The sequence below is a fragment of the Sediminibacterium sp. FW305-C-49 genome, from assembly GCF_058231085.1.
In genome coordinates this window covers 301441-324471 of the sequence record NZ_JBIQXS010000001.1, presented here as the reverse complement: position 1 = coordinate 324471, position 23031 = coordinate 301441, and the positions used below count along the sequence as shown (strand labels likewise).

Sequence of the window (23031 nt, the reverse complement as noted above, 5' to 3'; positions counted from 1 at the left end):
TACCGGGGTTATTTTTTTAGATGCTGGCAGGAAAGGATACAAAGAAAACGGTTCCTTTGGGCTGCCTTGCTTCTACCCAGATACGGCCATTGTTTTTTTCAACAAACTCTTTGCAGAGTTTCAATCCAAGTCCGGTTCCTCTTTCATTCAGCGTTCCCCTTTTTGAAATAATATTTGCACCCGAAAAGAGCCTATCGCTTGTACTTTTATCCATACCATCGCCTTCATCAGCTATTGAAATGATAGCCTCATGATTCAAAGTATAATGGCAAACTTCAATCATGCTGTTTTTATAGCTGTACTTAACGGCATTCGATAAAAGATTACGTAATACCAGTTGCAGATGGTTGGAGTCGGCCCAAATAAACCCTCCATCCGATTGAATATGGAGCTGTATTGATTTGTTCTCCAACTCGGCCTGCATTAGTGAAGATACCTGGCCTATGGTAGCAGAAAAATCCACTTTTTGTTCTTTTACTTCAATACCATCTAACTGGCTATTACTCCATTGTAGCAAATTATCTAAGCCACCTTGTAGTTGTTTTACATTGAGTGAAATATGTTCAACCAGTTTATTGAATTCTTCTGGTGTGAGTAATTGCCGGTTCAGCAGATCCAATGTGTTTTTTAGTTGAGCAATAGGCGATCTGAGGTCATGTGCTATGATGGAAAAAAGTTTTTCCTTCGTGATATTCGATTCGGCTAATTCACTGTTTTTTGTCTCGAGTGTTAACTGGCTCTTTTGTAACTGTTTTTCATAAAAAGCCTGTTCGTAACGGTAATAAATTAACCCTAAAAAAGCCAGGATTAGGGCACTCGTCATATTAATGAGTACCCTTGAATGAGGTAATGGTTCAAGCATCCATGTTGTGGTATCTGTAAAACGGATAAAAATAAAACAGGTCATGATTAAAAATGAGAGCCAGATAATGCTGGTAGTTCTTTTCAAAATCAAGCTCACGACCACCAGGTTCGTAATAAGATAATACTCGTTTCCGTTCTGGAACTTTATGGAACTGAGGCAAAGACTGGCAGTAGAAAGTATACTCAGAATAATACGGGCAGTTTGTACAAAACTATAATAGTTGATAACCAGGAAAACAAATCCGCCGATTATGTTGAGTGAGAGTAAGGCAACATTCCAGTAATGCCCTTCAAAAAAATTGATGATGATAAAAACAACGCTGTGCAGCAGGCCAAGTATCACCATAAAATTAAGTACCCTTGCCTTTTTCCGGTCGATAGCATCTAGGCCAGGATGCACTCCTATATTGACAATTGTATCAAAAAAGCCAGGAATTCGCATTGGTAGGTCTAGGTTGGAAGCCGAAAATAAATCGATATTCAATGACCCGGTTATTTTTTATTTCCTTCTTGCATAAAACTCTTGATTATTTTTGTGTTATCTATGAACAAGTTCCTGATAATCGGGTTAGGTAATATCGGCGAAGAATACAAGCATACCCGTCATAATATTGGTTTCGATGTGGTAACAGCATTTGTATTGAAACACAATGCTTTTTTTAAACTCGACAGGCTTGCAGAAGTGGCTGAAGTAAAATGGAAGGGAAAGGTTTTTATCTGTATCAAGCCTACCACATACATGAACCTGAGCGGAAAAGCTTTTAAATACTGGATGGACAGGGAAAAAATCGAACTTGGAAATACACTCACGATTGTAGATGATTTAGCTTTGCCATTGAGCAAATTGAGGTTGAGAGGGTCTGGTTCAGATGCCGGTCATAATGGTTTAAAAGATATTCAGCTTACCTTGGGTACCGATCAATACCCTAAATTGCGTTTTGGTATTGGCAATCAATACCCCAAAGGCAGACAGGTAGATTTTGTGCTGGGTAAATGGTTTCCGGAAGAACAACCTGTGGTACAGGAGAAAATCAATAAATCGGTAGAAATTATAGAAGCATTTGCAACCATCGGGCTTGAAAAAACGATGAATACAGTAAATAACCTGAATTTTTTATAATATAAACGCTGGTTAAACGTTTTCAATATTCAATATTATCCATTTCAATCCTTTGAAAAATACCAATTCCTTTTCAGGCCGGGTGATCGAAAAGATGTCTGGTTAATATTAAATCAAAGTGTATGAAAATTTTTTGTGTAGGCAGGAATTATGTCGATCATGCAAAAGAGTTAGGAAATGCAGTACCCGAGGAGCCGGTTATTTTTATGAAACCCAAATCGGCACTGCTTCAAACCAATACACCTTTTTATTACCCCGAATTTACCAATGAGCTCCATTACGAAGCAGAACTGGTGCTGCGTATTTCCAAGAATGGAAAATATGTACAGGAACAGCATGCACATCGCTATTATGACGCCATAACTGTTGGGATTGATTTTACGGCAAGAGATATACAAGCCGAACTCAAGAAAAAGGGGTTGCCATGGGAAAAGGCAAAAGCCTGGGACCAGTCGGCCGTAATTGGTAAATGGATGCCATTGCAACCTGATACCATGCGTTTGCCCATACAGTTTTCTATGCAGAAAAATAAAGAACTGGTACAGGATGGTAATACATCACAAATGATCTTTTCCTGCGATCATATCATTGCACATGTCTCACAATATTTTTCACTGAATATTGGCGATCTCGTTTTTACGGGTACTCCCGCAGGTGTGGGAGAATGTGTAGTCGGCGATATCCTCGAAGGTTACCTGAAAGAGGAAAAAATGTTTGAGCTTGAGATCAAATAAAATCAACCAGAAGTCGTTAATACGATAGATGCTTACCCCGGAAATCTTATTACAGGCATATAAGTATATGGCCACTGCCAAAGCCATGTGCGATACCTATGACGCCAACCGGCAAATCTGTAAATACGTTCATTCCACATCACGTGGTCATGAAGCCATTCAATTGGCAACGGGTATGCAGCTCTTACCCTGCGATTGGGTAAGTCCTTATTACCGTGATGACAGCATCATGTTATCTATCGGTTTTCAGCCCTATGAACTTATGTTGCAGCTCCTGGCCAAAAAAGAAGATCCTTTTTCGGGTGGGAGATCATACTATTGTCATCCCAGCAGCAAAGACACAGATCGCCCCTTTATCATACACCAGAGCAGTGCCACTGGTATGCAAGCCATACCTACCACAGGGTTGGCTCAGGGAATTCAATATCTCGAAAAAATAAAAAGCGAAAAACTTCCTGTTACAAATGGTCAACCACCCATTGTAATATGTTCGTTGGGTGATGGGAGCGTAACCGAAGGTGAGGTAAGTGAAGCGATGCAGTTTGCCGTACTGAAACAGTTACCCATTATTTACCTGGTTCAGGATAACCAATGGAGCATCAGCGCATCAGCAGAAGAAGTGCGGGCCATGAATGCGTATGATTTTGCCGCAGGATTTAAAGGATTGAAAAGATGGCAATGTGATGGAAGCGATTTTATCAGGAGCTACGAAACCATGGCAGAAGCCATCGAATATACCAGAACGGAAAGAAAACCTGCATTGGTACATGCAAAAGTGCCATTGCTGGGGCATCATACCAGTGGTGTACGAAAAGAATTTTACAGGAGCCGGGAAGACCTGTTGAAACATGGGTCATACGATCCATTCCCCAAACTGCGCCTTTTATTAGCAGATGTAGGAATAGCAGAACATACCATCAGTGCGATTGAAAAAGAGGCAGGAGAAAAAGTGATGGCAGATTTTCAGCGGGCTCAGGCATCGCCGGAACCCGATCCCCAAACAGTGGAAGATCATGTATTTGCGCCTACAGCTATCAGAGAAGAAAAGGGGCAAAGGGCGCCCAAAAATGCCGAAAAAGTATTGATGGTAGATGCGGCCCTTCATGCTATTGAAGAGTTGATGGAAGATCATCCGGAAGCATTGTTGTACGGGCAGGATGTAGGAGCGCGTCTTGGAGGTGTGTTCCGTGAAGCTGCAACATTAGCAGATAAATTTGGCGACCACCGGGTATTTAATACGGCCATCCAGGAAGCCTATATAGTTGGATCTACCGCTGGTTTGTCGGCGTTGGGCATGAAACCGATGGTAGAAGTACAGTTTGCAGATTATATCTATCCCGGCTTTAACCAGTTGGTAACAGAGCTTTCAAAATCCTGTTATCTCTCTAATGGAAAATTTCCGGTAGGTATGGTATTAAGGGTGCCCATTGGTGCTTATGGTGGTGGTGGCCCTTATCATAGTGGCAGCGTTGAAAGTACGCTCCTGACAGTGAAGGGAATTAAAGTGGTGTACCCATCCAATGCGGCAGATATGAAAGGGCTGCTAAAAGCCGCTTTTCATGATCCCAATCCTGTAGTGATGCTCGAACACAAAGGTTTGTATTGGAGTAAAGTACCTGGAACGGAAGAAGCCAAAACCATTGAACCAGCTAAAGATTATATATTGCCACTAGGCAAGGCCAATATTGTACTGGCGGCTGCACCAGAAAAAACCAGGAAAGGTGAAACCGTTTGTGTAATTACATATGGTATGGGTGTATACTGGGCCAAAACAGCAGCGACCCACTTCCCCGGCCAGGTAGAAGTACTCGATTTACGCACACTTTTTCCGTTAGACGAAGAACAGATATATCAACTGGTAAAAAAACATGGAAAAGTGCTGGTGCTCAGCGAAGAACAGCAGAACAATTCATTTGCAGAGGCCCTGGCCCTGCGCATCAGCAATCACTGTTATCATTTCCTGGATGCCCGTGTGGAAGTATTAGGCTCACTGAATTTACCCGCCGTACCCATCAATTTAGCCCTGGAAGCCAGTATGTTACCCAATGCCGGTAGCGTGGCGAACAGGATCGCAAAATTATTGGCATACTAAGTCCGAACCCCTATATTTGCACCCCGTAAATGAAAATTTACAGTTGGCGGGGTAGCTCAGGTGGTTAGAGCGTTGGATTCATAACCCAAAGGTCTCGGGTTCAACTCCCGATCCCGCTACCGACATTGAAAGCGTCTACTTTGTAGGCGCTTTTTTAATAGCCAATATTGAACAGAGGAATTATTGGTGTTTGGATTTTTGTAAGCAGTATTCAAATTTATGCGCCCTTCTTTGCAAGGGTAACATTAGCGGCATTCACTTTAGATGAATAAATATGCTATTTATAATAGCTGGGTAAGCAATCATTACTACATATTTGGATAAGTATTCGCAGAATAATATCGATAAATTATTCCCTACTTTTAATGACCTGAAACAAACGACCAGGCTGCGTGGAAAAATTGCCAACTATTAAGGAAATTGCTGCAAGACTCAATGTTTCTGTATCTACGGTATCAAGGGCACTGAGCAACCATCCCCGCATTGGTCTGGGCACCAAACAAAGGGTACAACAACTAGCCAGAGAATTAGGCTATGAGCCGAATACGCAGGCCATCTTTTTCAAACAAAAAAAGACACATGTAATTGGTGTAGTTATTCCATACATCAGGGAAGATTTTTTTTCCCAGGCTATCAGCGGTATTGAATCGGCAGCGATAGAACACGAATACACCATTTTATTTGGTCAGAGTTATGATGAACAGGAACGGGAAATAAAAGTGGTAACAGCCATGAAAAAACAAAGGGTTGATGGACTGATCATTTCTTTGTCAAAGGAAACTAACGAGTACCATCACCTGGAAGCACTAAAAAAATTTGATATACCCGTTGTGTATTTTGATCGTATTCCAACCATCAGCCATGCTCACAAAGTATTTTGCAATTTATACAAGGGTACAGTTGAACTGGTAGGATGGCTGTTTAGCCATGGATACAGGAATATTGCATTTATTAATGGACCTGATACATTGCAAGCCAGTAAAGAAAGGTTAAAAGGATATATTGAAGGCATATCAAAACATCAGCTAAAAGTAGATATGCAGTTGGTCGAAATAACAGACCTGTCGAAAGAAGGTACAAATGCAGCCATGAAAAAATTACTAAGCCTGAAAAAACTTCCACAGGCAATTATTACTTTTAACGATTATGTACATATGGATGCAACACAGTATGCTGCAAGAAATAACATCATTGTAAATCAACAAATCATTTTTGTGAGTTTTGCCAACCTGCCTATTACCAGTTACACGGCCTATCCACCTCTTGTTTCTGTCGAACAACACCCATATAAACAAGGTGAAAAAGCAATGAACATGTTAATGACTTTGCTGAAAAGTAAAGAAAAAGAAGCGTTTGTAACCAAGACATATTATACTGAAGAACTAATACCCTCACTTGTGACTTGTAAATAATCATAGGTTTAATTTTTTAACAGAGCAACTTACGATTGCATTTAATCATCTCACTTTTTCCTGTTATTCAACCCTTTAAAAGCAGGTTTACTGAACATGAAAAACAAACAGCAGATAAGCTTAAAAAGACCATTACAGGTAATACAGGTGTACAGAAATGCCAGTATGTACGAAAAAGGTGATCCGGTAATTGAAAATGGACGTGACTGGTTGCGTTGGCCAGAAAAACAATCGGTAAGTGGCTATGTTGAACAAGGCGAATTATACCTGCCTGAAAAGGCCGATAGGTATGAAGATATAAACAGGTATTCACTGCTATTTCTGCTCGATGATTTTTCTGAAAATGAAAGAGATAAGCTCTTTGCCTGGAAAGCACTTTCCAATCTGTATACACAGATATCGACATCTCTTGGTATTGATTTCCTCCACATAAAATACAATGAAGAACTTGAACTTCACTTTAATGGAGCAAAATACCATTGGTTTCCCAAACGAACAGCTTCTTACCAGCTTTCTGTATTGAAGAAAAATACACCTGTAGAAGTGAAGATTAATGGGAAGTCAGACGGGCATCACCAGCGCTATTATATAGAGGAGCAATATGTATTTGAATACCTGGGTGATTTCAACCATTTTAAAATACTGACAAGCCAACAAATGCCTGTACATAAGAAAGTGCCATTTGAAAGAAAACGGATCGATTTAAGAGAATTACTTTGGTAGACACCATATACTGATATAACAGCATCGGCTATTTAATATAAAGGAACCCCCTAATAGGAGGTTCCTTATGCTTAATGAAATATACTATAGCCATTCTGAAGATTTTGTTCAAATCGAAATGACTTACCATCATCTTCAATGATTCAAAAATTCTTTTCTAAAGCATATTTATTTTTCAATACTGATAATTTTTTAGGGTCATTTTTCTCGAAATGACTAAGTGATTATTTTCTTGAAATAATATCAATAATAACCGACCTGTTGTAAAAACGTTCTTCCGGAAATTTATTGTTAAAAGGTGCAAGACTTTCATCCTCTCCAAATCCAAAGCTTTCGAATTTCACATTTCTCTTTCCAGCTCTGTTGAGAGCATCCTGTATAGTCTTTTGAGTACCCATGGCCCGCTCATGTGATAAATTATGGTTGTATTTGATGTCGCCAATGATATCAGTGTGGCCGTGAATAATGACAGTGCTGTTTTCAGGTATCAAAGGCGTAACAACATCGGTCAGAAATTTTTCATAAGAGGTCAACGCATCTGCTTTGTCAAAGTCGAATAAAATACTGTAGCGGAGGCCTTCTTCTTTACTGTCTTCAGCTTTTATTAAGCTTACAGAGCTTTCTTTCCGAACGGGGCGGCCTGAAAATGTTTCACCAGTCATGATGATTTTGTAGTTGCCGGAGTTATTTTCTCCTAGAATCGTTTTTCCTGGAACCGAAGCCCTGTCGGTAAAATACGGACCATAAAACTTAGAGAACCCCCTGTCGTCAGTTATCTGAACAGACCAGGATTTTAAAAGATCATTTGCTCCTTCCACATTCATGATTACATGACTATCTAAAGGGTCGACCTGATAGGAAGTAAGTTGCACGGGTTTAAGAAAAGGAGAATTACTTCCGCCTACCTGTAATAATAATTCGCTGGAACTGCTTTCAATATCAACTCTTCTGTCTCCTTCACGTAACAATTCGAGATCCTGTGAAGCATTGGGTTGTTCAGATGGCATCGTGGGTTTACTTCTGCCAACTGTAGTGATTCTTGCAGCATCAATCCCAAAATTGTTAACGAGATAGGTTTTAATATTTTCTGCTATCAACTTACCTTCTTCCGGATTATTAGCAGAGGCGCCGGTTAAAGTGATAGAACTGTTTGGACTGTTCCGCAAACGATCTCCAGTGATATTAATAATATTGTAGTAAACTGCCATTTGCCTGGCTGAACGACCTCTATTCAGGTTATCGGGCTGGTTTTGTTGTAATCCCTCTTCTCTAAAGCCTACAGCCTCCGTTTTATTTAACTGAATATACCTTGTGGGTATATTACTTGAGCCCATATCAAAAAATACAGAATTACGTAAAGGGAAAGTTTCTTTTACCTGTCTTTGAACGGGTACGATTTTGGGTGCGCGTACAAAGAAGATTACTTCCTTTTCCGCAACGACCGTAACTGCTTTTTCAGGTATTTCAGTTTTCGATGGAATTATTGTAGCATCTGGAACCTTTTTTAACACTGTTTTTTTGGTTCCGAATTTTAATGCAACGCCGGTACGAACGGTATATAAAGACCATGTTTCAACTGTGCGTGGAGAATTACCAAGATCTGTCTGAAAAGATGCGAAGGGCGACAAAGTCATTTGTGTTTCGCTGTTATGTGCAGAAAGTGGTATGTCTATCCCCAAACCTGCCTGCGCTGAAATAACCGTTTTGCGGATGTCACTCCAGTCGGCCCTGGTATCAGCCTGTTTTTCTTGTTTGTAAGTAAATGCTTTGGATAAATTGATACCAATGGTTGGTCCGGCAAAAACATAAAAGGCAGATGAAAAAGGAGCCAGCCTTAAGCTGGGTTCAATAGCTAAATAACTTAAACCGGTTGAAAGATCGGCAGGACAATTACATGGTGCCATCACCGTTTCAAATTCTCCACCACGGTTATCCCATGCAATATTCAGCATGCCACCCACCGTTTTATTAGGACGATATTCTGTTAAAATAGAAATATAGGGTCTGATACTATTGCCTTTATGAAAAGCAGTAGGAACGCTTAGCCCACTATTGAGCATTTGTGTGGTGCCACGGTATTGGTTGAAGTTGATAGCCCCCGATTGTCCAAACCACCAGGTAGGTTGAACACGATTCGGTTTTTGCCCACTGGCGGTTAAGCCCGTAAGGCTTACCATCAGTATTAGCGTGATGAGTTGTTGAAGCGTTTTATATAAGTGTAACATATTGCGTTGTTTAATAGTTGCTGTTTGAGTAATGTTAACCCGTAGAATCAATTTGGTTCTACGGGTAACATAAATTTTATTGAACGTTGATAGTTGTATTTACCATAGTCACTGATGCATTTAAAGAAAGTGCGCGACCATTTAATACTGTCTGAACTGCATTACCTGCAGTTGAGAAGGTAACGCCTTGCGCTGCAAGTATATTTCCAGACATAATTCCGCCGCCTGCACCATTAATGGTAGCTGAGCTTCCTACATACCAGAAAACATTTTTAGCTAATCCGCCATTGATCATGGTTACGCTGCGTGCACCTGCAGGTCCGGCAATACCTACAGTTAACCCTGCATCTGTCTGAAAAATCCATACAGCATTTGCATCACCTTTAGCGTCTAATACTAAATTGCCATTACTTATTTTGAATGTTCCGCTTGCAGATTTGTAAATACCTGGGGCAAGCGTAAGTCCACCCAATTCGCCAGCACCCGGATCTATACCACCAGGTTTAGAGGCCGGAGAAATACTATTATAGGCAGTTGTAGCATCGGAGAGGGCTAGCTGTGCTTTAGTAAATGAAGTTGATGTACCTGGAGCAGGAGGAGCCGTGAAAATTCCGCCTGTTACATTTCCTTTATTCAGGGGTGTCTCTGTGTATACATCAGCAGTTAAACCATCATGGAAACCAGTAACAAGTGTTGAAGCGGCAGTAGTACCTAATCCGCCATTATTGATGACTGTATTTAAACCCTGATTGGTTACACCTGCACTGCCACCAAATGCACCAAATGCTGCTGCAGATCCTAACGAAGGAGGAGGTGTAAGCGTAGTGAAATTCCATGTATAATTTGAAGCCAGGGTATTACCCGCAACATCGCTGGCTGCAGTGGTAATGGTGGCAATATAGTTGGTGGTAGCCTGTAAATTGGAAGTTGGATTAAATGTTGCAGTGAGGCCGGAATAACTAACTGTTCCCGGAACATTTACAATACCATTCCTAACGGTAAATGATATTGTATTAAGTGATGCCGGATTCATCGCTTCACTGAATGTAGCTGTAATCATTTTGTTTAAGATTACACCTGTTGCATTGTTGGATGGATCAGTAGAAACGACAGTAGGTCTTAAAACATCAACGGCTGCTGCAGTAGTGAAAGACCATGTATAATTTGAGGCAATCGTATTGCCTGCAAGGTCTTTAGCACCTGTGGTTATCGTGGCATTATAAACTGTAGAAGCCGCCAGATTTGCCAAAGGTGAAAATACCGCTGTAACACCATTATAAGTTACATTACCTAATACGGCTGTATTGCCATTTCGTAAAGTAAATGTTTGTGTGTTGATAGATAATGGATCCATCGCTTCACTAAATACAGCACTCAGTTTTTTGTCGAATGCAACACCGGTAGCTGTATTTAAAGGATCTGTACTAACTACTGTCGGGCGAATAATATCGGGAGCCGCACCAGTAGTAAAAGTCCAGGTATAATCAGTTGTCATAGCATTACCTGCCAGATCTTTTACCGCCTGGGTAATCACTGCTGTGTAGAGTGTATTCGGTAACAAGTTAGCCGCTGGTGAAAAACCTGCAATCATACCTGTATAAGTAATAGTACCGGAAACAGCTGTAGAGCCCTGATTTAATTTGAAACTGCTGGCTGAAATAGTAGCCGGATCCATTGCTTCGCTGAAAGTAGCTGATAGCTTTGAATTGAGCGGCACATTGGTGGCAGTATTAGTAGGTAATGTAGATGTTATAACAGGTGGTGTTACATCGGGAGCGGCTCCTGTGGTAAAATTGAATACATAGTTGGCTACTAAGGAATTACCTGTAAGATCTTTGGCAGAAGTGGTTATCGTTCCTGCGTAAGTAGTATTGGGTAATAAATCATTGGTAGGAAAAAAAACAGCTGTGAGACCAGTATAAGATACAGATCCGATTACATTTCCTCCACCTGATGTAGTGTTGGCTAATGTGAAGCTTTTTGTAACAGATAAAGAATCCATCGCTTCACTAAATGTCACCGCGATTTTTTTATTGAGTGATACACCAATCGACGCATTAGCCGGATCGGTTAATGTAACTGTTGGAGGAACGATATCCGGACCAATACCAGTGGTAAAGCTCCAGGTATAATCTGCAATCATTGCATTCCTGGCCGGATCGCGAATGCCTGTTGTTAATGTGGCTGTATACACAGTATTGGGTGACAGGTTACTCGTTGGCGTAAAAGTGGCTGTCACTCCTGTATAACTAAGTATACCTGCAATTGGAGTCGTTCCTTGTTGTACTCTAAATGTAGTCGCATTTACACTGGCAGGATCAATGTTTTCATTGAAACTGGCGTTAATCGTTGCATTTAGGTTTACACCGGTTGCATTATTTGCAGGAGTGGTAGATAATACTTCCGGACAAAGACCTGTAGTTCCGCTTTCTTCAACTACTTTTTTACATCCGGCTGACAGGAGAATTAAAAAAGGGAGAACCAGCCACTTCCCACTTACTTGTAATAAATCATTTTTCCAGAAAAGACGGAATGTATGATGAACTTTTAATAGAATTTTTCTCATAATGTATGTACTTGTAATGCTTGTTATTAATTGGATTACAAGAACATGTAAAACTATTTTGTATTAAATGGCTTTTGTTATAACATAACATATATTAGTTGTAAGCTTCACAGATATGATAGGGGTGCACTGAAGAATAATTCAGCAGATCATTGTACTTAATAAAGAAGCCCCCGAATTGGGGGCTTCCTGGTGCTTAATAAGAACCAATATACTGCCATATAAGGTCCTCCGGAATAGGGGTCCATTTTAAATGGACATTTTTATCAGACAGATTGCTCTCTGTCACAAATTTAAAGTGTCAAAAATACAATTAATATTTTAGTAAAACATATTAATTATTACAATGGTCAATTTTTTGGTGATAGGCGGTTTGTGAAAGACAGATATGGAATGAAACAATTTTTTAGCAGAGCATATTTAGCTGATTATCACTTAATTATTTTTATGGTAAATTGTATGATCTAAGTTTACTGCCATGCGAAAACTACTGATAATTGTATTTGTGTGTTTTTCATTTTCCGGCTTATCACAAAATGGCTTTATCAATGTAAAAGGAAAAGAAATTATCACGCCCGATGGTCGCCCTATGCTTATAAAAGGTACCAACCTGGGCAATTGGTTATTGCCGGAAGGGTATATGTTCAAGTTTGAAAAGGTAAACGCACCCTGGATGATTGAACAGGTTTTGCTCGAGTTAATAGGGCCATCGGCTAATTCCCGTTTCTGGAAAAGATACCTTGATGATTATATCACCGAAACAGATATCCGTCTGTTAAAAGAGATGGGTTCCAATTCTGTGCGGCTCCCTTTTGATTACCGACTCTTTACCAACGAATCTTATTTGGGAGCCAATGATAGTACACGTGGTTTTCACTATATGGACAAAGTGGTGAACTGGTGTAAAAAATACCAGTTGTATTTATTGCTTGATATGCATGGAGCACCGGGTGGGCAGACAGGGGATAATATTGACAACAGTTATGGATATCCGTTTCTTTATAGCGACAGCGGCTGTCAGCAGAAAACAATTGATATCTGGAAAAGGATTGCTAACAGGTATCGAAATGAAACCATTATTCTGGGATATGATTTGCTCAACGAACCTATTGCACATTTTTTCGACCAGGAGAAACTTAACCCTTTGCTTGAGCCATTGTACAAGCGTATAGTAAATGCCATCAGACAGGTAGATAAAAATCATCTTATCTTTTTGGAAGGGGCACAGTGGGCTTCTAAATTCAATATGTTTTCAAAACCGTTCGATGCTAAACTGGTATATAGTTTTCATAAATACTGGACCGATACTACACAGGAAGTAATACAGGAATATGTTGATTTTCGTAACCAGTTTAATGTTCCGATATATGTAGGCGAAACAGGTGAAAATGATGACAGATGGATACTGGCTTTTCGAAAATTATTAGAAAAAAACAATATAGGATGGCATTACTGGCCCTACAAAAAAATGGAAAGTACCAGTTGTCTTGTCAGCTTTTCCAAACCTGTAACATGGGATAGCCTTGTAGTCTATACCAAAGCGCCAAGGTCTTCGCATGAGGACATAAGAAAAGCCCGACCCAAAGACATTAGTAGTATTCACCAGGCACTGGAAACATTTCTGACCAACCTAGCCAATCGGAACTATCTTTTTAATAAGGCTTATATCTCAGGAATTGGACTGAAGGAAGGAGCAGCCAAAAGTCAAAACTAGCAATGTTTTGAATGTTGACTTTGACCATTTACTCCACCCGCTCATCCTAAAAAATGAGGCTTCCCTTTTGCTTTACCGGCTGTTTGGCTATCTTACGGCCATGATAACCAAAACCAACTTTTCGCGAAACAGCCGTATCAGGTATATGGCATCGCTTTTTGTTACGGCGGCAATATTTACCACATCTGTGGCAATTGCCCAGCGCCCCGGCGGAGGTCCGCCTCAATCCATCAAAGATGCAACTGTTGATGCTATTGTGAAGGAAGGAACGGAGAATTCGCAGTTGGAAAAACTGGCCCATGAATTAATGGATGGTATTGGCCCACGTTTGGTAGGCAGCCCTAAAATGAAACAGGCCAATGACTGGGCTGTTGCCAAGTACACTGGATGGGGTATAACTGCCCGCAATGAAAAATGGGGAGAATGGCGTGGATGGGATCGCGGTATTACGCATATTGATATGGTAGCACCCTGGACCAAATCGCTCGAGGGTACACAACTGGCCTGGAGCCCAAGTACGGGGGGTAAAACAGTAACAGGTGAAACAGTGATTATTCCAGACCTAGCAGATTCAATTGCTTTTCAGCAATGGCTGCCTTCCGTAAAAGGAAAGTTTGTACTGGTGTCTATGCCTCAGCCTACCGGTCGTCCTGATTATAACTGGGATGAGTTTGGTACCAAGGAGTCGATCGAAAAAATGAAAAAGCAAAGAGCAGATCAGACACAGGCCTGGACAAAAAGAATTTCTAAAACCGGTTACAATGCACGCACATTAGCTGTTGCGCTGGAGAATGCAGGTGCAGTAGGTCTGGTACAATGTTATTGGTCGAATGGTTTTGGTGTGAATAAAATTTTCAGCGCCAACACAAAGAAAACACCCACCATCGATCTGGCACTGGAAGATTATGGTTTATTATTCCGTTTAACAGAATCGGGTAGCAAACCACAGATCAGTGTTCGCGCCGATTCTAAAGAAACAGGTGTACAACCCACTTTTAATACAATAGCTGAAATCAAAGGATCGGAAAAACCAGATGAATATGTAATCCTGTCTGCACACTTCGATTCATGGGATGGTGGTACAGGTGCAACCGATAATGGAACCGGTACTTTAACGATGATGGAAGCAATGCGCATCCTGAAAAAAATACTGCCTAATCCAAAAAGAACCATCCTTGTGGGTCATTGGGGAAGCGAAGAGCAGGGATTGAATGGCTCACGCGCGTTTGTAGAAGATCATCCTGAAATTGTAAATAATATGCAGGCATTGTTTAACCAGGACAATGGTACGGGTCGTGTAAGTAATATTTCTGGTCAGGGTTTCCTGCATTCTTATGAATACATCAACCGCTGGTTATCAAAAGTACCTGGCGATATCCGTCAGCACATCACGACCAATTTCCCCGGATCACCGGGTGGTGGCGGATCAGATTTTGCTTCTTTCCTGGCAGCAGGAGCACCCGCTTTTTCACTGAGTTCACTGGGATGGTCTTATGGTAACTATACCTGGCATACCAATCGCGATACTTATGATAAGATCGTTTTTGATGATGTGCGCAATAACGCCATCCTGACCGCTATTCTGGCATACATGGCCAGCGAAGACAGTTCAAAAACTTCACGTGAAAAAAGTATACTGCCTATCAATCCAAGAACCGGTAAACCCGGTGAATGGCCTAATCCAACAAAAGCTACCCGTAAAGGTGGACTGAATTAATACTACTAATTGTATAGCAAAGCCCCGGCAGTAATGCCGGGGCTTTTGTATTGACAGCCGATTTTATATGTAGTATTTACCCTACTTCCTGTATCCGTGTTTCTACCTTTTTTAAAAAGGAACTGTTATTGCGTAAGGCTTTAACTCAAACGTACTTTGACCAAGAAATCAGCCACGCTATTTGGTTGATGCAAGGTTTAATATCCAATATCCCCCCTAATAGCTTCATTGTTTACCCGCATTGAAGAGGGATTGATAACCTAAAACAAAGTATATGTTCAGGAAAATAATGGTGGTAAATGACGATGAAATATCTCTGTTTGTATCAAGTAAAATGATTGCAAAAACAGGCTTTGCCGCTGAAGTTGTTACAGCCGGTAATGGGTTGAAAGCATTGCAGGTGTTCGATAGTTTTTTGCTCAACAGTAAAGGTCCGTCAGATGTTCCTGAACTCGTATTTCTCGATCTGCATATGCCGGTAATGGACGGATGGGAGTTCATGGAAATATTTGCTGAGAAATATGCCTATATTTTCCCTTCTGTTCGCTTTGTTATTCTCTCCTCATCTATTGATCCCGATGATATACAAAAATTAAAACGGTTTTCAGCGGTGATAGAACTCATTCGTAACCCACTGAGTTTTGAAATACTCACAAAACTGAAGGAGAAATTTACCCAGATAGATTTTCGATTCCCCCCAATTGGTCAGTTAGCTAGCGTACCGGGACAGATGATTGCGTAAGGTAGTGAGTAGTGAAGGATAGTGAGCGGTGAGTAGTCAGTAGTGAGTATTAAGAAGAAATATATTTCCACAGACAACTCACTACTGACTACTCGCCACTCACTATTATCATTCCGGACAATCCAATTTACTGATCACTTTCTTCTTGTTGAAAGGATGGATACTTAACATCAGGTAACCTCCTCCGCTAAGATTTTTAATTTGTTTTGCCCATTGAAGATTGTGGATACCCAGTACCAGCGGACCAGCTTTAAGAGCAGCACCAATATGAAACTGTCCCTGGCTATTGTATTGAATGGGTAAATAAAAACCCCAGTTAATGGTTTCCCATCTGGGGGTAACAGTTAGTAAATTAATTTCCCTTGTAAGAAGTTTTTTATAACCCGATGTTCCGTGCAGGTTAATATTGAGATCAGCATTTATATATAAATTATTGCCAAATGAACGATCTACATTAATCACCAGCCTTGTAGGACTTCCTATTTTGAATGTCTTGGATACACTGTCGGCGCTGGTGAAAACAGTAGCCAGTGAATCACGCAGATCACGGCCACTTTGTATGTTCATAAATTTTTGATCCATGGTAATATCTGTAATACCCGGATCAATATTCCTGAACTGTGAGCTGAATTCACTGGATTTATAGCGACTGGCACCTAGGTCCATCAAAGACACGCCAATTTTCCATTGGTAGTTCAAGGCATTGTTCTGTTGATAGGTATTGTTTGATTCTGCATATAATAAATATTCAACACCCAGGCTAAGTCCAAAATTAGAAACAGTATTCTTTAAAAATTCTTTTGCTGAAGAAGAAGTTCCGGATGATGTTTCATCATAATTTGATGAATAACCAAATGCTCCACCACCTGTTACAAAAGTATAAACCGTATCTGTAGAAGTCTTTGATTCGAGGTAGCTCATCTTGCTCACACGGCCGTAGGCAGCTGAAATATTTTTCATCACCTGCAATGTGATACCTCCGGTCAGTTTGCTGTTATGGTTTTCACTTAACACGCGTGCATAATTAAAATCACCCTGTAACCAACCCGAATGGGTAACAAAACCTTCTAAAAAAGCCGTAGTTCTGTTTTGCACGATAAAATCATGGATACTGTAAATAGAATCACTGGCGAATATGGGTGCAGTACGCGCATGGTTATAAGTTCTTGCCCTCAGGTTAAAAGCAAAAGCATGTTTGTTATTGGGTTTATATAAAAAATTCAGCAGGCTGATATCAGCGTTATTATGCAAATGTCTGCTCAGTGAACCACCATTTAAAAAAGCCGAATCGTTGCGCATAAAAAGAGAGTTGGTACTAACCCGGGCTTGTGCTGTAAAAATGGTCAGATCCCATTTATAGGCCGAATTAATGGAAGCTGCAGGGTTGTTACGAATACCAGTGCTGCCAGCATAAGCAGAACCATAAGTCGACTGGTAGCTTTGCGCTTGCAGTTGGCAAAGACTAAGAAAGAGTGCCAGACAGGTAATCAGGGCTTTATTCATAGTGCTAACAGATACCTTTTCCAATCTGCCTGTTGCTTTAAGCTGATTTACAGGCTGTTAAACAGTTGGTAAAATGGATTCAGGAGCAAGTTAACAAGGCCTGCCGGGAATGAAAAAAATTATTACACAGGCGAAGGATTTTGTAGGTTGGGCCGTCTAACTACCTAACTGAATCCTGTTTGAAGCAAGAAGACCTTATTCCACAACTGAAAGCCGGTAACGAGCAGGCTTTCCGCCAATTGGTGGAGAGCTGTCAGGATATGGTTTATAATACCGTGCTGGGTATTGTACAGGATATGCAGGAAGCAGAGGATGTAGCGCAGGAAGTTTTTATACAGGTATACAGATCCATCCAAACGTTCAGGGGTGAAGCAAAACTGAGTACCTGGATGTATCGGATTGCTATTACCAAAGCACTCGACTGGCAAAGAAAAAAGAAACTAAGAAAAGGTATTCATGCAGTGGCATTATGGATCGGAATGGCTGAACCTGTAAATGAACCGGTACATTTTCACCACCCGGGCATACAACTGGAACAGAAAGAAAAAGCAGCTCTTGTTTTTAAAGCGATACAATCGCTGCCGGAAAACCAGCGCGTCTGTTTTCTTTTGTTGAAAACAGAGGGTCTTAGTTATGATGAAGTAGCTGACATATTACAGATAAGCATAAAAGCTGTAGAGTCATTGATGCACAGGGCCAGGGAGAACCTTCGAAAAAAACTGGAATCAACAAGACATTAATTCATTACACCACATCCTTAGTTATATGCATACCGATCATCAACATACCAATGATTTTTTAAACAGCCTTGATAAAATAGAAAGGGCAAAAGCCCCCGATTTTTTTCAGACAAGATTAATGGCAAGGCTCGAAAAAGAAATGCAACTCCAGCAAATGCCTGTATGGCAACGGGCATTAAAACCTTTACCCGTATTGACTTTATTAAGTTGCCTGGTAGTACTCAATCTCTTCACACTGGGAAATATTTTTTTTGATGACAAGGCAACTGCGCAGCAAACAGAAGAAAATATTTCCGGTTTCGCCAGTGAGTATAATTTGTACAATACGGTTGATATCAACAACTAAAATCAATCTTCATGAACTTTATTACAAAAAATAAGTGGCTGACAGTAGCGTTTGTGTTATTGATCTTGCTCAATGTGGCCACACTGACCGCTTTTTGGTGGACAAAAAAAGGGTATCAACAGGAGGGCAGACCACCTCAGGGAGGAGCCATGACTTTCCTTGTGAAAGAATTGCAACTTGATAGTTTGCAGCAGGAACAAATAAAACTGTTCAGAGAGGAACATCGTTCGGCAACACGGGAAGTCAGAAGAAAAAATAGAGAAGCCAAAGAAACTTTTTTTAGTTTACTCGAAAAAGAAGGTATTTCAGAGACAGAAGTAAATGAAGCTGCAACTGTTTCGGCAAGGTATGATGCAGAACTGTCGAAAATAACTTTTGATCATTTTAAAAAGATCCGCTCCATTTGTACGATCAGTCAGAAAGAAAAATTTGACAAGATTATACATGAAGTATTACGTATGCTGTCAGGACCACAAGGTCCGCCACCACCCCGTAACGGAAGAGGAGCAGGTCCTCATCCTGATGGTCCGCCACCACATGAAGAACCAGCACCCGAAAAATAATGTTGCATAACCGAAGGTTTTTTTGCAGACAGGCATCTAATAAAAAAACAAAGTATGAAACATTTAATGCTGAAAACAACCTGCCTGCTGATTGCAGGAGCAACACTGGTGCTTTCCTGTAAAAAAGATACTGCAGGTACTGGTACTGGAACTACCACAACGGTGCCGGATGTATTTAAGAAATTCAATTCATCGGTAACCATATCTGTGGAGGGGAATTATATTGTGTTGAAAAGTACAGGATTACCTGATCATAAAAGCCCTTATTTCGCCACAACGCATGCACAGTATGAAGCATATAATGGTACCAATCCTAACTATTCAAAAAACCCCAACAGTATTCAGTCGCAGAGTTATGTATTTAAAATACCACTGAATCCTGCAAAAGCATCTTCTGCTGTGGCTACATCATTAGGGCCAATGGGTATTTCAATTAACGGAGTTCCATTGTTTAACCAGTATGCGGCTGGTAATGCGCCACTTACCAATGAGATCAATAGTTTTGATCAGTACAACGGTCATCCACAACAAACAGGACAATACCATTACCATGTAGAGCCACTGTTTATCACCACGCAAAAAGGACGTAACGCATTGATTGGTTTCTTGCTCGATGGCTATCCGGTATATGGCCCTATGGAGAACGGATCGATTTTAACCAGTAGTCAGTTAGACGCCTATCATGGTCACTTTGCAGTAACCGCCGATTATCCCAACGGTATTTATCATTATCACATTACAGCAGACGCTCCATATATCAACGGCAATGGTTTTTATGGAACACCTGGTACTGTCACTCAATAAAATCTACCATCATGAAAAAACTAGTTGTGTTAACCCTTGGACTGATAGCTAACTGCCCTATGCTTCATGCACAACCCGCTGGTGGTCCACCCAAACCGCCATCTGCAGAAGAGCGTTTAAAACGTGTTAATGAAAAAATGAAAGCATCGTTGCAGCTATCGGCAAAACAGCAGGCAGTTGTAAATGATGCGTTTAAACAATTTTTTACTGAAGCAGATAAGTTGCGTCCGCAGGCGCCGCCGCCTCCGCCACCACCCGATAAGGCAAAGATTGAACCCCTTGCCCAAAAACGCGATGCGGCCATCAAAGCGGTTTTAACGGATGCACAATACAAGAAATATGTGGAGATTGAAAAAACACTGCGACCACAAGGACCTCCCGGTTCAGCTAAACCTCCTAAACAATAAAGTATGAACAGGTATAGCTTACTGATATTGGTTGTGTTATTACTGGCCTGCACGGGTAACGACGATCACAAAGAAAGATTACCCTATTATGTGACAGCAGATTTCACACCTCATTGGTTTACTGAGAAAGAATTGGAAAAGCCTGTACATCAGATACCAGCTTTTTCATTTGTTAACCAGTCGGGACAAAATGTAACAGCACAAACCGTTGAAGGGAAAATTTATGTCGCCAGCTTTTTCTTTACCAGTTGTCCGGGTATATGTAAAAGGCTTACCAACAATATTTCACTTGTACAGGAAGCGTATAAGGAAAATGCTGAGGTATTGATATTGTCTCATTCTGTTACCCCCGAAACAGATAGTATTGCCAGATTGCAACAGTATGCATTGCAATACAAGATCAATCAGCAGCAATGGCATTTGCTAACAGGAAAACGTAGTGAGTTGTACAGGATTGCGCGACAATCTTATTTCGCTGATGAGGACCTCGGAACTGTTCAGTCGGAGAATGATTTTTTACATACAGAGAATGTATTGCTGATTGATAAACAAAGGAGGATAAGAGGTGTGTACAAAGGCACGTCTGAAGCGGAGATCAGGAATTTAATCATTGATATTAAACGTTTGCAGGAAGAAGGATGAAATGGTATACAGTCATATGTACGTTTCTGATGATTGCTTGTGTAAGTGATCAGCCCATTGTAATACAAAAACGTGCGGCTCCCCTGATACCAACTGTTTCCATTAAATCAGATGATCCAAAATTAAAATTGGGTAATGGTTTTTATTATTATGCCGACACGCTATTCAGTGGACATATACATACATTTCACGAAAATGGCAGCATGCAACGGATGCAAAGTTATTATGAAGGGAAGGAGGAAGGGGTATTGATCACATGGTTTTCTAATGGTCAGAAAGAGTCTGAGCGATATTTTGCCGAAGGAGAGAAAGAAGGGATACACAGTGGTTGGTGGGAAAATGGGCAACAACGATTTGAATATCATTTTTCGAAGGGGCAGTATAATGGCGATTTCCGAGAATGGTCGGTAAATGGAACGATCGCCAAACATATTGAGTATAAAGACGGGAAGGAGATCAGGGGAAAAGCCTGGCGTGAAAATGGTAAAGTTTATATGAGTTTTGAAATGAGGGGTTCAAGGAGGTATGGCCTTATGAATGCCAAACCCTGTTATACCCTCCGAAACGAGAAAGGAGAATACATTGAAATGGCACCAAATAAAAGTCCCCTGTAGAAACAGGGGACGTCTTCGATTGCTTGCCATATAAGAAAAAAGGTAGATCGTGTTTGTTCATTCACCACATTAATGCTGTCTCTCACTTGCTAAAACAAAAATAGGGGAATTTTTATTTCAAAGTTTATTTTTTTATAATTAATATATTTTTAGACAGTTGGTATAAAAAAATTGATTTTTTCGTAAAAATAATAAATATTTAATTATTTAATAATATTAAAATAATAAAGGGCAATTTCAACAGAAATTGCCCTTTATTTATATGAAAATCAGTCTATTGTCTACCCGGATATACTTTTAATGCCGCTTCCAGACAATCCATGGCCGAATTTATGTCTTTTAAATTTAATACATATGCAAGGCGAACTTCTTGTTTTCCCAGGCCAGGTGTTCCATAGAAACCGGTGGCAGGAGCCAGCATAACGGTTTGCTGATTGTGATCAAAACTTTCCAGTAGCCACTGACAGAATACATCGGCATCATCAATCGGTAATTTGGCAATGGCATAAAAAGCACCACCCGGATTGGGGCAAAAAACACCTTCCATTGCATTCAGTCTCTTCACAAGCAAATCCCTGCGCGAACGATATTCAGCTTTGGTGGTATCAAAATAATCTGCGGGAAGGTCAATGGCAGCTTCACCGGCAATTTGTGCAAAACTGGGTGGACTCAATCTGGCCTGTGCAAATTTCATGGCGGCGTCCAGTACCGACTGGTTGCGTGTAATAAACGCACCAATACGGCCACCACAGGCGCTGTATCTTTTGCTGATGGTGTCCATGATGATTACATGGTCATCAACCCCTTTTAAATGCAGGGCACTTACCTGGTGACCGTCGTAACAAAATTCACGGTAAGCTTCATCTGAAAAAAGGTAGAGATTATGGCGGATGATAATATCTTTTAATTGCTCCATTTCATCTGCACTGTATAAATAACCAGTGGGGTTATTGGGGTTGCAGATAACAATGGCTTTTGTACGGGCTGTAATTTTTTTCTCGAATTCTTCAATGGGTGGCAGGGCAAATCCGTTTTCAATATGTGAAGTAACAGGTACCACGTTAACACCTGCTGCAACAGCAAAACCATTATAGTTGGCATAGAAAGGTTCGGGTATAATTACTTCGTCACCGGCATCAAGACAGGCCATAAAACCAAAAAGAATGGCTTCGCTGCCACCCGTAGTAATGATGATCTGCTGATGGTTTACGTCAATTCCCACTGACTGGTAATAGCCAACGAGTTTTTTTCTGTAGCTCTCATTACCTGCACTATGACTGTATTCCAGTACTTTGAAATTGCTGTTCCGGACAGCATCCAATACCATTTTTGGTGTTTCGATATCGGGCTGACCAATATTCAGGTGATACACTTTGGTACCTTTCTTTTTTGCAGCTTCTGCATAGGGTACCAGTTTTCTGATAGGGGAGGCAGGCATGGCCTGTCCGCGATGACTAATGGCTAACATGCCGCAAAGATAGGGGGGACAAAACACTCCAAAAT

Annotated in this window: 20 protein-coding genes and 1 tRNA gene; 16 read left to right on the top strand and 5 right to left on the bottom strand. The window is 40.7% G+C overall.

All coding sequences use genetic code 11. The annotated features are described in order from the left end of the window. Positions 1-16: 16 nt before the first annotated feature. Positions 17-1306 carry a sensor histidine kinase gene (locus ACH3Z1_RS01390; RefSeq protein ID WP_490820045.1) on the bottom strand — a complete coding sequence of 430 codons (1290 nt, stop codon included), beginning with the start codon at positions 1304-1306 and terminating at the stop codon, positions 17-19. 102 nt (positions 1307-1408) lie between these two features. On the opposite strand from ACH3Z1_RS01390, the gene pth reads away from it, so the two are divergent. The 6 genes from pth to ACH3Z1_RS01360 all read left to right on the top strand — a co-directional run bounded on the left by pth (position 1409) and on the right by ACH3Z1_RS01360 (position 6945). Then, entirely contained in the window at positions 1409-1984 is a 576-nt protein-coding gene (gene pth / locus ACH3Z1_RS01385; RefSeq protein ID WP_490820044.1) for an aminoacyl-tRNA hydrolase, read from the top strand. A 122-nt stretch (positions 1985-2106) separates the two neighbouring features. Next, positions 2107-2718 carry a fumarylacetoacetate hydrolase family protein gene (locus ACH3Z1_RS01380; protein WP_490820043.1) on the top strand — a complete coding sequence of 204 codons (612 nt, stop codon included), beginning with the start codon at positions 2107-2109 and terminating at the stop codon, positions 2716-2718. 28 nt (positions 2719-2746) lie between these two features. Then, complete coding sequence (locus ACH3Z1_RS01375; RefSeq protein WP_490820042.1) at positions 2747-4810, top strand: alpha-ketoacid dehydrogenase subunit alpha/beta; 2064 nt, start codon at positions 2747-2749, stop codon at positions 4808-4810. A gap of 45 nt (positions 4811-4855) precedes the next feature. Next, positions 4856-4929 (top strand) — tRNA-Met (locus tag ACH3Z1_RS01370). A 273-nt stretch (positions 4930-5202) separates the two neighbouring features. Continuing rightward, a complete protein-coding gene (locus ACH3Z1_RS01365; protein WP_490820041.1) occupies positions 5203-6222 on the top strand; it encodes a LacI family DNA-binding transcriptional regulator in 1020 nt (339 codons plus the stop codon). 96 nt (positions 6223-6318) lie between these two features. Further along, positions 6319-6945 (top strand): hypothetical protein, encoded by a 627-nt coding sequence (locus tag ACH3Z1_RS01360; protein WP_490820040.1) that lies wholly within the window; start codon positions 6319-6321, stop codon positions 6943-6945. A gap of 224 nt (positions 6946-7169) precedes the next feature. Here the strand turns inward: ACH3Z1_RS01360 and ACH3Z1_RS01355 are convergent, their stop codons facing one another. Next, positions 7170-9170, bottom strand: coding sequence for an OmpA family protein (locus ACH3Z1_RS01355; protein WP_490820039.1), 2001 nt, complete (start codon positions 9168-9170; stop codon positions 7170-7172). A gap of 76 nt (positions 9171-9246) precedes the next feature. Continuing rightward, on the bottom strand, positions 9247-11736 hold the full coding sequence (locus ACH3Z1_RS01350) for an Ig-like domain-containing protein (protein ID WP_490820038.1): 2490 nt from the start codon (positions 11734-11736) through the stop codon (positions 9247-9249). 478 nt (positions 11737-12214) lie between these two features. Here ACH3Z1_RS01350 and ACH3Z1_RS01345 point away from each other — a divergent pair, with 478 nt between their 5' ends. From ACH3Z1_RS01345 to ACH3Z1_RS01335, 3 genes are all read left to right on the top strand, one after another. After that, positions 12215-13450 (top strand): glycoside hydrolase family 5 protein, encoded by a 1236-nt coding sequence (locus ACH3Z1_RS01345; protein WP_490820037.1) that lies wholly within the window; start codon positions 12215-12217, stop codon positions 13448-13450. A gap of 100 nt (positions 13451-13550) precedes the next feature. Continuing rightward, positions 13551-15167, top strand: coding sequence for a M20/M25/M40 family metallo-hydrolase (locus tag ACH3Z1_RS01340; protein WP_490820036.1), 1617 nt, complete (start codon positions 13551-13553; stop codon positions 15165-15167). Between the two features lie 274 nt (positions 15168-15441). After that, positions 15442-15909 (top strand): response regulator, encoded by a 468-nt coding sequence (locus tag ACH3Z1_RS01335; RefSeq protein WP_490820035.1) that lies wholly within the window; start codon positions 15442-15444, stop codon positions 15907-15909. 108 nt (positions 15910-16017) lie between these two features. Here the strand turns inward: ACH3Z1_RS01335 and ACH3Z1_RS01330 are convergent, their stop codons facing one another. Then, positions 16018-17412, bottom strand: coding sequence for a hypothetical protein (locus tag ACH3Z1_RS01330; protein WP_490820034.1), 1395 nt, complete (start codon positions 17410-17412; stop codon positions 16018-16020). A gap of 179 nt (positions 17413-17591) precedes the next feature. On the opposite strand from ACH3Z1_RS01330, the gene ACH3Z1_RS01325 reads away from it, so the two are divergent. The 7 genes from ACH3Z1_RS01325 to ACH3Z1_RS01295 are packed head-to-tail and all read left to right on the top strand — an operon-like array spanning position 17592 to position 21528. Beyond that, positions 17592-18152: an RNA polymerase sigma factor gene (locus ACH3Z1_RS01325; RefSeq protein ID WP_490820033.1), complete on the top strand. Its 561-nt coding sequence runs from the start codon at positions 17592-17594 to the stop codon at positions 18150-18152. A 25-nt stretch (positions 18153-18177) separates the two neighbouring features. After that, entirely contained in the window at positions 18178-18498 is a 321-nt protein-coding gene (locus ACH3Z1_RS01320; RefSeq protein WP_490820032.1) for a hypothetical protein, read from the top strand. Between the two features lie 11 nt (positions 18499-18509). Further along, on the top strand, positions 18510-19061 hold the full coding sequence (locus ACH3Z1_RS01315; RefSeq protein ID WP_490820031.1) for a Spy/CpxP family protein refolding chaperone: 552 nt from the start codon (positions 18510-18512) through the stop codon (positions 19059-19061). Between the two features lie 54 nt (positions 19062-19115). Then, the gene (locus ACH3Z1_RS01310; protein ID WP_490820030.1) at positions 19116-19865 is read left to right on the top strand and encodes a YHYH protein; all 750 of its coding nucleotides are present in this window, start codon (positions 19116-19118) and stop codon (positions 19863-19865) included. Positions 19866-19876: 11 nt separating this feature from the next. After that, entirely contained in the window at positions 19877-20272 is a 396-nt protein-coding gene (locus tag ACH3Z1_RS01305) for a hypothetical protein (protein ID WP_490820029.1), read from the top strand. A gap of 3 nt (positions 20273-20275) precedes the next feature. Next, entirely contained in the window at positions 20276-20914 is a 639-nt protein-coding gene (locus tag ACH3Z1_RS01300) for an SCO family protein (protein ID WP_490820028.1), read from the top strand. Continuing rightward, positions 20911-21528: a toxin-antitoxin system YwqK family antitoxin gene (locus tag ACH3Z1_RS01295; protein ID WP_490820027.1), complete on the top strand. Its 618-nt coding sequence runs from the start codon at positions 20911-20913 to the stop codon at positions 21526-21528. The genes ACH3Z1_RS01300 and ACH3Z1_RS01295 overlap by 4 nt, the downstream gene beginning before the upstream one ends. Before the next feature lie 274 nt (positions 21529-21802). Here ACH3Z1_RS01295 and ACH3Z1_RS01290 read toward each other — a convergent pair whose 3' ends face one another. After that, complete coding sequence (locus ACH3Z1_RS01290) at positions 21803-22996, bottom strand: pyridoxal phosphate-dependent aminotransferase (protein ID WP_490820026.1); 1194 nt, start codon at positions 22994-22996, stop codon at positions 21803-21805. Between the last annotated feature and the right edge of the window lie 35 nt (positions 22997-23031).